Below are 10248 nucleotides of genomic sequence, written 5' to 3' on the forward strand. Positions count from 1 at the left end.
CTATCCCTAGCTCTATGCTTCGCTGCTGGGCTGCTGATCTGGTACCTCATAGGGATCGCACGACGATCAAATGCAGGCCGACGCTTCTCGCTCGCCCCCCGCTTCTTTCTTGTTCTCCTTGTTAGCATCAGCGCTCTCCACGGGGTCTACCGAGCGTTCGTGTGGGAGCCCCGGGCTTATGCATCAGGGGCCCACGAAGTTGTCCAACGCCTAGAGAACCATTCGTTTCAGCACGCCGCCATCGTCAGCCGATGGATCGAAGCACCGCTTCTCTTCTATCTGGGCGCACCCGCTGAATCGTGGCAACGGGACCACCTCTCGCTGGTCGTGCCTGAAAGTCTCCGGGAGTATCTGGAAGGTTCACCTAAGCCGGCGCCCACCCACGTCATCATCGATCGTTCCGACTTCAAGGAAGTCGATCACTGGGGGAGGGAGTTTCATGGGGAAGCGCTCTCCGCCGCCCGAGCAATCGTCGATAGATACGGCCAATTGGTCTTGCAGACGCCGAGATATGAGGTTTGGTCTCTCACCGCGCGGTGAGCGAGCTGGACCGATCAAGCGAGGAGAACCGGCCGTGGATCGTTACGTGTGCGAGCCGTTGGGCGAAAGCAGCTACGGCGACTGGGGTGAATTCGTCAGACATTCGCCGCAGGGGACGGTCTTCAATACGACCGTTTGGTACCGTGTTCTCCATGAGGTGCTCGGGAAGGCCTGGGTTCTCTATGGATGCCACAAGAACGGCGCGCTTTGTGGAGGATGCATCCTCGTACGATCGCGGAAGGGCGGCATCGACCTTCTTCTTCCTCCTCTTTTCACCCCGTACCAGGGTCTCGTCCTTCGACCGAGAATCAGCCCGCGAACGTCGGCGGAGGTGGAAGATACCTTGCGCATCGTGACCCACATCGAAAGCGAAATACGAAGAAGAAGCGCAATGGCGGTGCTCATACACCACCCTACGATGATTGAACTCCGACCGTTCGTTTGGAGTCGCTGGGACACAATTCCACGCTACACTTTCAGGCTCCATTTGGATCCGTCCCCGGAGGCGTTCGCGTGTTTGCGATATGACGTTCGAAGTCGAATTCGCCGCGCCCAGGATGCAGGGCTTTCCGTCCGGACGGTGGACGACATTTCAGACCACGCCCCTCTCTACGCGGCGAGCTACGATCGCCACGGTCAAAGGCCCCCAGTTCCCGCTCATGTACTCACGCAGTGGTTCCGGCGGTTGCATGACGAGGGGATTGCGAGAGCCTTCGCGGCGTTCGACTCACTGGGAAGAACGCACGCCTTCCGCATCATCATCAAGGACGGTCCTGTCGCCTACGACTGGGTGGCAGGCGCCGACACGAGTCTCATCAAACAGGGAGCCCCGTCGCTGCTCGTGTGGAGGATCACCGAGGAGCTGAGCCGGGACTGTGAGTTTCTCGACTTCATGGGGGCGAACACGCCCTCTATCGCCGCTTTCAAGGCTGGTTTCGGAGCGCCTCTGACGATGTATTGGGAGACTCGAATGTTCCGCTTCTCGTTCCTCCGCGCACTCCTCTCCCTGAAGAAATGGGTCTCTCGCAGGCGCCGCTAGGGGAAGGAGTCCGACCGATCGCGTCATGGAAAAGAGGCGCGAGCAGCGTCTCTAGGAAGCTCCCTGTTCCGGCAGATCCCCGGCACGTGGCGGAGAACTTCAGGACCGGTCCGGAGTCCATCACCGACTTCTTCGCGGTGGCAGTTGGCATGTGCGCGAGGTAATCTCGTTGTGGTTCAGGCGGTGTCTCATGTGAAGGACCGTTGGGAACTCGTTCCCACGCCGCAGAGAGATCCCCGACTCCTCTCCGGCATGCCTCCGAGCGGATCGGAGTGAAGAGGAACTGGAAGAGACGATGGCGGATCTGCGAACCCTCGGCTGGAACGAGCGGCTCGCCCGGGAGCTGGCGGCGCGGGGGAGCGCGGAGAGCGCGGTTCCGGCGCGCGTCGCCGCTCCCCACCGGCGGACGTACACTCTCTTCTCCGAGCGGGGAGAGATCGAGGGGGTTCTCTCCGGGAAGCTCCGAAACGCGATCGGCTCGGCGGCCGAGCGCCCCGCGGTCGGCGACTGGGTTCTGGCGAAGCCGCTCCCGAACGAGCCTCGAGCGGTGATTCACGAAGTCCTTCCGCGCGCGAGCGTCTTCTCCCGCAAGAGCGCCGGGGAGAAGACGGAAGAACAGGTGATCGCGGCCAACATCGACACGGTCTTCCTCGTGAGCGGTCTCGACGGCGACTTCAATCTCGCGCGGATCCAGCGCTCTCTCTTCCTCGCTCGGGAGAGCGGAGCGAGGCCGGTCGTCGTTCTGAACAAGACGGATCTCGTCGGCGACCCGGAGCCGTTGGCGGAGGAGGTCGAAGCGATCGCGGGGGACGCGCCGGTCGTACGGACGAGCGCGGAGCGACGGGAAGGACTGGACCTCCTCCTCGCGCATCTCGGCGAGGGGAAGACCGGCGCGCTCATTGGATCCTCCGGGGTCGGGAAGTCGACGATCATCAACCGGCTCGTCGGAAGGGAGATCCTCGACGTCCGTCCGGTGCGGAGAGAGAGAAGCCGCGGCCGTCACACCACGACCCGAAGGGAGCTGATCGTTCTCGGAAAGGAAGGCCTTCTCATCGACACCCCCGGTCTTCGGGAGATCCAACTCTGGGCCGGAGTGGAGACGCTCGAGGATGCGTTCGAGGAGATCGCCCGGCTCGCGAGGAGTTGTCGGTTCCGCGACTGCGGGCATCGGATCGAGCCGGGCTGCGCCGTCTTGGCCGCCTTGGAGGAGGGGACGCTCGACGAGAGACGGTACGAGGCCTACATGAAGATGCGGAAGGAGCTCGATCATCTCCGCGTCAAGCGCGAGTCTCTCGCGCATCTCGCCGGCAAGAAGCGCTGGAAGGGGATCGCGAAGATGAGAAAGGAGATCAAGAAGCGGAAGGGATGACCGCCTTTCCCGCGATCGGGGCCGGACCCCGCTTGGATCCGGCCCCGGCCTTATTCTTCATGAATCAATCTTAGAGGCCCGTCTCCGACGCGGGCGAACCCGGCGCGGCCGGCGTTTCCGTGATCGCCTCGCCCTTCGGCCGCCTCCCGAAGCGGGTCGCGAGAACCGACCCGAAACCGACGAGAAGCGCGAGGCCGAGGATCACCTTTCCGGCGATCGCGAAGGTCCACCCGAGGAATCGGATCGGCCCCCCGAACGAGAGGAGAAGCCCGCCGACGAACGCCGTGACGCCGAGGATCAGGAACCCGACGAACGCCTGGATGCGCGGCGTCGCGAGATCCGGGAAGAACCGGCGCCCCAGAGTCCGGCCGACCACGAAGGAAGTCGCGACGAACCCCCACAGCATCGCGACGCCGACGACCACCCCAAGCACAGGGAGAAGAAGGATCCCGATGCAGGAGAGCACGAGGACGAGGATCGTGATCGGCAGGAGGATCAGGCCGAGAAGCCCGATGAGCCCCGATCGGAACGAGTCCCCCTCCGCGCGGGCCGCGATCCGCCCCGTCCGCTCGCCGAAGAGATCGACGAAGATGAGGATCGCGAGGAAGCCGAAGGCCATGCGTGCGATCGCGTCGATCAGCCTCTTCCCCGCGCTCGTCCACGGGCTCACCTCCCGTTTGTACCAGCTCCACGGGAGAAGCTGCTCGATGCCGGTCCCGATCGAGACCTCCTGACCCCCGACGAACGCCCCCTCGTCCTTGATGAGCCGGCCGCCGACCGCGACCGCTTCGCCGCCCACGAACGCGTCCGGATAGAGATGCAGGATCCCTCCGACCACCACCGCATCCCCGCCCACCTTGCCGTGCACGTCGAGGTTCCCGCCGATCACGACCGCGTCCCCCGAAACCATCGTGCTCGCGTCGATCGTGTGGCTCTGCCCGACCCGCACGAGATCGCCGCTCTCGGAATGGATCACGAACGCGCCGCCGGCCGTCTCGGCCTCCGCTTCCGCGTCCGTGTCGACCTCGATCTCCACCTCGACGGCGCGCTCTTTCGCGGGGGTCGTGTCGGCTTGGGCATCACTCCCCTCTTCTGTTGTGGTTCCGCCGGTCCCCGTCGTTTCCGCCGAGGCGACAGCGGCGGCGGCCCCTTCCACACCGCCGAAATCGAAACGGCCGCCGCCGGGGCCGAGAAGAAGAGCGCCGCAGGCAAGCACGAAGAACAGCCGGCCGAGGCTAGACAACGAGCGCATGGAGATCTCCTCCTTTGTTTCGTGAAAGAAGAGCGCGCGTTCCCCACCCCAGGGCGAGGAAGACGAAGAACCCGGTGCAAGCGACAAAGAGCGCGCGAACCTCGGGCGTTTCTCCGACGAGGAGGGCGGCGCGCCCGAGAGCATCCGCCACGCTCGCCGCCTCCACGAGCTCGCGAACCGCGCGAAGAAGCCCGATGAAGAACCCGGACACCCCATCGGCGACGAGCCGGCGAAGCGACGGATCGCTTCCGAGCGCCCACCGGATCGTCTTGTCACCGATGAGACCGACGAGGGAGAGAACGCCGTAGAAGAACGCCGAGCTCGCGAAGAGGACGATCGGCGCGAAGGCGCGCGCCCACGCGGGGACGCGGAAGCCGGCCGGGGTTCTCCGCGGAAAGAGGCGCGCCACGACGCCTTGCTCGATCGCGGGCGGCGGCTCGAAAACCTCGAGGCGATCGAGAAGCCGGAGCGTCGCTCCGAGGCGATCGAGCCTCGCGGCGCACGACTCGCAGGCCGCGAGGTGATCGAGAAGCGCCCCATCGATCGCTTCACTTTCGATGTGGGCCTGCATCTCCTTGTCGCGCAGGTGCCGGATCGTCATGGCCCCTCCCTTTCCTCTGCATTCCCTACGGCATCTCGCCCGGATGGGTTTCCGCGGACGATCGGGGAGAGGCGATCCGAACCGCTCCCCGCTCGCTCTCGACGAGGAACTCCGCCGCTCCGGTCCCCGCGATCCCGAGAAAACCGGAGTCAGTAACCCATTGCAATACAACAGGATAAGAGCATTCCACCCGCTTGCTCCCCGCTCGAGCCTCCACGCGCGCGCTCCACTCTCCCTCGGGAAACACGCGGATCGGGCCGCTCTCCGTGCGGATCGCGCATCTCGAGATCCCGCCCGGCTCGTCCCGCACGGTCACGCATCCCGAGCGCGTTCGAACGGAGACCTCCCCTTTTCGACGACCCAGCTCGACCGCTCCGCTCGAGGTCGTCACCGTGAGGCTCCCCGAGCCGCGCGAGACGAGCACGTTCCCCGAGATGCTGTGGACCGCAGCGGGTCCGGTGCTTCCCGCGAGATAGATCTCGCTCCCCGCGCCGTCGATCCGCGCCGGACCGTTCATGCGCCGGACCTCGATCTCCCCGCGCATAGACCGGATCTCGATCGTTCCCCGGATGTCCTCCGCGGCGATCGCCCCGCCTTCGGTGGAGACACGGACCTCCCCCGCGATCTCATCGAGCCGCACGGATCCGCCGGCGGTCGCAACCTCTACCCGACCGTCGATCCCGCTCACGCCGACGTCCGCGCCGGCAGCCCGAATCTCCACATCGGACCGTTCCGGGAGCGCGATCGCAAGGGTGACGGCAACCTCGGGACGTCCTCGCGGGCGGAAGAGATCGAGGAGGCGCGGCCTGACCCGTTCCACAAGCGCTTCCGGCGCGGAGACCTCGACTCGGATCAGAGAGTCTCCTTCCTCTCGCCAATCGATGGTTGTTGCCTCAAGGATCGCGCGCGCCTCCGATCCCGAGGTGCCGAAGACCTCCTCGATCGCGCGCAGGCGGATCCGTTCGCTCTCGGGATCCCCAACCACGCGGACCGAACCGTTGGCGCATCGCACGACGAGCTTTCCGCCCGCGGGGAAGGGGCGGCCCTCCGCGCTGTAGTCGAGAACGTGCGCGCCCCTCCCGGGAGCGGAGAACGCCTCGGCTGACGCGAGGAGGAGGAGCGCCGCCGCGAGCGATCTTCTCATCGTCCCTCTCTCTCAAGCTTCCGGCCGAGAAGCTCCGCGATTGCCGCGCGCGCGCGGAAGAGCCGGACCTTCACCGTGCCGAGGGGGATGCCGAGCACGTCCGCGATCTCCTCATAGCGAAGCCCCTGCACGTGCCGGAGGACGATCGCGCTCCGGAGCGTCGGCCCGAGCTTCGCGATCGCCTCCTCCACGAGCTCCCTCTCTTCCTTCCCGAGAAGCGTCTCGAGGGGATCCGCAGCGCTCGGATCGGGGAGCTCCCACTCGATCTCCCCCTCGTCCTGCCGAAGAGGCTCGCCGAGCGACACGGTGGCGATCCGGCGGCGCCTCAACCAATCGATGCAGAGGTTGTGCGTGATGCGGAGAAGCCAGTTTCGAAACGGGCGCTCCGGGTCGTACTGCTCAAGCGACCGGTAGATCCGAAGGAACACCTCCTGGGCGGCGTCTTCCGCGTCCTCTCGGTTGCGGAGGATCCGGAAGGCGAGGTTGAAGACATCCCTCTGGTGCCGGCGGAGAAGAGAGCGGAACGCGCCCTCTTCGCCGGCGCGAGCCCGCGCGACGAGCCTTCGTTCCTCCGGCGAGGACCCCATGGACCCTCCGTGATCGCTCGGAGTCCCGTCCGGTGCGCGCGCGGCCGCCCGCGGACCCCAGGGCTCTCTCCGGCGCCCAATGTAGAGAGGCGCCTCCCGGCCGTCAAGAAGAGCCCCGCGCCGCGTTCCGGGTTTTCTCTTGACCCGCCCGGTTCCCGGTCGTACGGTACTCGCCGCGGGGGTGTGTGCTTTTCTACCGAAAACCACGCGATTCGGCCGGCGCCGGCCCGAGGAACGGAGTGCTTCGATGACGCTCATCGCGGATCTTCACGCGCGCGAGGTTCTCGATTCGCGCGGAAACCCGACGCTGGAGGTCGAGTGCGTCCTCGAGGACGGTGGGTTCGGACGGGTCCTCGTTCCGTCCGGGGCATCGACCGGCGAGCATGAAGCGGTCGAGCTTCGCGACGGGGAGAAGGATCGCTATCTCGGGAAGGGAGTCCTCCGCGCGGTCCGCAACGTGAACGAGGAGATCGGGCCCGAGCTTCTCGATTGCGACGCTCTCGATCAGATCCTCGTCGATCGGATCCTCATCGAGCTCGACGGCACCGCGAACAAGGGGCGCCTCGGCGCGAACGCGGTTCTCGGCGCGTCGCTTGCCGTCGCGCGCGCGGCGGCCGACTCGCTCGGGCTTCCCCTCTACCGCTATCTCGGGGGGGCCGGCGCGCGCCTTCTCCCGACGCCGATGATGAACGTGCTAAACGGCGGGAAACACGCGGACAACAACCTGGACATTCAGGAGTTCATGATCGTTCCCGCGGGCGCCCCCTCGTTCCGCGAGGCGCTTCGGATGGGCGCCGAGATCTTTCACACATTAAAGAACATCCTCCACGAGAAGAAGCTCTCCACTGCCGTGGGGGACGAGGGCGGGTTTGCGCCGAACCTCCGGTCGAACGAGGAGGCGCTCGCGCTCCTCGTCGAGGCGGTTGAGAAGGCGGGGTACCTTCCCGGCGCCGACGTCTTCTTCGCGCTCGACCCGGCGGCGAGCGAGTTCTACAAGGACGGCAAGTACCGCCTCGCCGCGGAGAAGAACCCGGTGCGGGACCCCGCGGCGATGGTCGACTACTGGGCAGGCCTCGTCGACCGCTACCCGATCGTCTCGATCGAGGACGGATTCGCCGAGGACGACTGGGACGGGTGGAAGCGGATGACCGAACGCCTCGGCGGAAAGATCCAGATCGTCGGCGACGACCTCTTCGTCACGAACGTCGACCGCCTGCGGAGAGGAATCGAGGAGGGCTCGGCGAACTCGATTCTCATCAAGCTGAACCAGATCGGAACGCTCACCGAAACGCTCGAGGCGATCGATCTGGCGGTCCGAAACGGCTTCACGTGCGTCATCTCGCATCGTTCGGGAGAGACGGAAGATTCGACCATTGCCGATCTCGCCGTTGCGACCGGCGTCGGCCAGATCAAGACCGGTTCGCTCTGCCGAACCGATCGAGTCGCCAAGTACAACCAGCTCCTCCGCATCGAGGAGGAGCTCGGAGACGCGGCCCGCTACGCGGGCCCCGGCGCGTTCCGGCGTCCGGGGAAGTAGGAGGATCCCGTGACCGATTGGCGAGCCCCCGACCGTCTTCGTTTCCTTCGCGTGGATCATCGGGCCGTTTTCGCGCGCAAGCAGTTTGTGCGCCTCGTTCTCGTTCTCGCGGCCGTCTGGGTCGTGCACGTCTTCCTGATCAGCGACCACAGCGTTTTCCGGCACACGCTCCTCGAAGAGGAGAACCAGAAGCTGCGAGCGGAGATCGCTCGAACCGAATCGGTCGTCGACTCGCTCGACTTGATCGCAGAGGAGCTCGAGCACGACCGGGAGAGGATCGAACGGGTCGCCCGGGAGCGCTATCATCTCTCCGCGTCGGGAGAGAAGTCATACATCTTCGTATCGGTGGAGAAGTCCGACCGGCCGCGGCTTCTCGAGGAGGCGCTCGCTCGAAGGCGCGCGGAACGCGAGGAGCAGGAAGAAGCGGAAAGGAAGGGAGAAAGGCATTGACAGCGGGGCTCTCCGGCCTTAACTTGAGGTTCTGAATGCACCGCGGGGTGGAGCAGTCTGGTAGCTCGTTGGGCTCATAACCCAAAGGTCGGAGGTTCGAATCCTTCCCCCGCCAGTCCCGATCGCGAAACGGGCTCCGGAAATCTCCGGAGCCCGATCTTGTCCGGAGCGCGGGGTTCGGACGTCCTGCCCGCGCGCAAAAGGGAAGCCGCCCCCGGAGACCGGAGGCGGCGTTCCCGTTCGCTGCGAGCAGAGGTCCTACCGGAAGAGAGTTTTCACGCTCCCCCAGGTGCTCTCCTCGGTCCCCGTCGGTCCGCCGAGATCCTCGAAGTCGATGTCCGACCGACTGACCTGCCCCTTCTTGTTGTACCGCTTCCTGAGTCAGTCCTTTGAGGTCCGTTCCTTTCCCGATCCTGTCCGTTCCGGGGTCCCAGGCTTCCGGTGCCGGAGGTCGATAACCCAAGGAGCTGTGAGACCGTACCGTGTTGTAATGCCTCCGCCAGCGCTCGATGAAGATCTGGGCTTCCGGTACCGTGTAGAAGATCTCCCCGTTCAAGAGCTCGTCTCGGAACTTTCCGTTGAAGGACTCGATGTAGCCGTTCTCCCAAGGACTTCCCGGCTCGATGAACAGCGTGTTCACTTGGAGCTCCGAGAGCCACGTCTGAACCCGCTTCGCCGTGAACTCCCCCCCGTTGTCCGATCGGATGTACGCTGGCGTCCCCCGCAGGACGAAGAGCTCCGCTAACCGCTCGAGCACGTCCTCCGAGGAGAGCCTCCGGCCTGCGTCAATCGCCAGGCACTCCCGCGTGTACTCGTCCACGATCGTCAGCATCCGGAGCTTCCGGCCGTCGTGCGTCCGGTCCTCCACGAAGTCGTACGCCCACACGTGATTCGCATGCTCCGGCCGCCGTCGCACGCACGAGCCATCGCGCAGCCAGAGGCGGCCCCGCTTCGGCTGCCGCGGCGGCACCTTCAGCCCCTCCCGACGCCAGATCCGCTCCACCCGCTTGTAATTCACCCCCCACCCCTCGTTCCGGAGAAGTCCCGTCACTCGGCGATACCCGTACCGACCATACTCCCTCGCCAGAGCCACCACACGCTCCCGAAGTCGCTCCGCGTACGCCGACTCCCGCGGCCGGTACCGCTCCGTCGATCGCGGCTGACCTAAAACCCCGCACACCCGACGCACCGACAGCTCGGGAAGGGCGCCGAGTACATACGTCACCGCCTCCCGCCGACGCGCCGGGCTCACGAGTTTCCCCGGGCTGCCTCCCGCAGAATCGCCATGTCGAGCGCCTGATCCGCCACCAGCTTCTTCAACCGCGCATTCTCCTGCTCCAGCTGCTTCACCCGACGCGCTTGATCGACCCGAAGCCCCCGTACTCCTTCCGCCAGCGATCATACGTCTGCTCCGTCACTCCCAGCTGCCAGCAAAGCTCCGCCACCACTGTCCCCTTCGCTGACAGCACCTCCGCCTCCCGCGGCTTGTCGATGATCTGCTCCATCGTGAACCGCTTCCGCGACATCCATACCCCCCTCTCGAAAGCCGCCCGGCTTATCACGAGCTCGGGCTCACACTGGGTCGGATTCCGGGGGGCAGGTCGTTCTCGCGATCGGCTTCGATCCGAACCGCCCTTTCGGGAAGGAAGGGACAAGGCTCGTCGTCACGGCCGAGGCTCCGAGCAAGACCGTAGATGCCTCGTGGGGGAACTTGAAGAAGCTGTTTCGG

8 protein-coding genes, 1 tRNA gene and 1 pseudogene are annotated in these 10248 nt (G+C 65.6%); 5 read left to right on the forward strand and 5 right to left on the reverse strand.

What is annotated here, in order from left to right; all coding sequences use genetic code 11:
- The first annotated feature begins 1057 nt into the window (after positions 1–1057).
- Both FJY73_12810 and rsgA read left to right on the forward strand, forming a co-directional pair.
- Entirely contained in the window at positions 1058–1579 is a 522-nt protein-coding gene (locus tag FJY73_12810; GenBank protein MBM3321546.1) for a GNAT family N-acetyltransferase, read from the forward strand.
- A 295-nt stretch (positions 1580–1874) separates the two neighbouring features.
- Positions 1875–2948, forward strand: coding sequence for a ribosome small subunit-dependent GTPase A (gene rsgA, locus FJY73_12815; protein MBM3321547.1), 1074 nt, complete (start codon positions 1875–1877; stop codon positions 2946–2948).
- Positions 2949–3018: 70 nt separating this feature from the next.
- Here the strand turns inward: rsgA and FJY73_12820 are convergent, their stop codons facing one another.
- From FJY73_12820 to FJY73_12835, 4 genes are read right to left on the reverse strand one after another with little or no spacing between them, the layout of a single operon-like run.
- Positions 3019–4200: a hypothetical protein gene (locus FJY73_12820; protein MBM3321548.1), complete on the reverse strand. Its 1182-nt coding sequence runs from the start codon at positions 4198–4200 to the stop codon at positions 3019–3021.
- Positions 4184–4801: a hypothetical protein gene (locus FJY73_12825; protein MBM3321549.1), complete on the reverse strand. Its 618-nt coding sequence runs from the start codon at positions 4799–4801 to the stop codon at positions 4184–4186. The genes FJY73_12820 and FJY73_12825 overlap by 17 nt, the downstream gene beginning before the upstream one ends.
- Before the next feature lie 25 nt (positions 4802–4826).
- The gene (locus tag FJY73_12830; GenBank protein MBM3321550.1) at positions 4827–5945 is read right to left on the reverse strand and encodes a hypothetical protein; all 1119 of its coding nucleotides are present in this window, start codon (positions 5943–5945) and stop codon (positions 4827–4829) included.
- Positions 5942–6532, reverse strand: a complete 591-nt coding sequence (locus tag FJY73_12835; GenBank protein ID MBM3321551.1) for a sigma-70 family RNA polymerase sigma factor — start codon at positions 6530–6532, stop codon at positions 5942–5944. The genes FJY73_12830 and FJY73_12835 overlap by 4 nt, the downstream gene beginning before the upstream one ends.
- Before the next feature lie 247 nt (positions 6533–6779).
- On the opposite strand from FJY73_12835, the gene eno reads away from it, so the two are divergent.
- From eno to FJY73_12850, 3 genes are all read left to right on the forward strand, one after another.
- Positions 6780–8069 carry a phosphopyruvate hydratase gene (gene eno / locus FJY73_12840; GenBank protein MBM3321552.1) on the forward strand — a complete coding sequence of 430 codons (1290 nt, stop codon included), beginning with the start codon at positions 6780–6782 and terminating at the stop codon, positions 8067–8069.
- A 9-nt stretch (positions 8070–8078) separates the two neighbouring features.
- On the forward strand, positions 8079–8519 hold the full coding sequence (locus FJY73_12845; protein ID MBM3321553.1) for a septum formation initiator family protein: 441 nt from the start codon (positions 8079–8081) through the stop codon (positions 8517–8519).
- A gap of 41 nt (positions 8520–8560) precedes the next feature.
- Positions 8561–8634 (forward strand) — tRNA-Met (locus FJY73_12850).
- 318 nt (positions 8635–8952) lie between these two features.
- Here the strand turns inward: FJY73_12850 and FJY73_12855 are convergent.
- Positions 8953–10045 (reverse strand): annotated as a pseudogene (locus FJY73_12855) (IS3 family transposase).
- Positions 10046–10248 lie beyond the last annotated feature (203 nt).

The organism is Candidatus Eisenbacteria bacterium (assembly GCA_016867715.1).
Classification (GTDB): Bacteria; Orphanbacterota; Orphanbacteria; order Orphanbacterales; family Orphanbacteraceae; genus VGIW01.

Excerpts from the sequence above, each read along its gene's own strand:
- rsgA (MBM3321547.1), top strand. The coding sequence starts at position 1,875 with ATGGCGGATCTGCGAACCCTCGGCTGGAACGAGCGGCTCGCCCGGGAG.
- FJY73_12820 (MBM3321548.1), bottom strand. The coding sequence starts at position 4,200 with ATGCGCTCGTTGTCTAGCCTCGGCCGGCTGTTCTTCGTGCTTGCCTGC.
- FJY73_12825 (MBM3321549.1), bottom strand. The coding sequence starts at position 4,801 with ATGACGATCCGGCACCTGCGCGACAAGGAGATGCAGGCCCACATCGAA.
- FJY73_12830 (MBM3321550.1), bottom strand. The coding sequence starts at position 5,945 with ATGAGAAGATCGCTCGCGGCGGCGCTCCTCCTCCTCGCGTCAGCCGAG.
- FJY73_12835 (MBM3321551.1), bottom strand. The coding sequence starts at position 6,532 with ATGGGGTCCTCGCCGGAGGAACGAAGGCTCGTCGCGCGGGCTCGCGCC.
- eno (MBM3321552.1), top strand. The coding sequence starts at position 6,780 with ATGACGCTCATCGCGGATCTTCACGCGCGCGAGGTTCTCGATTCGCGC.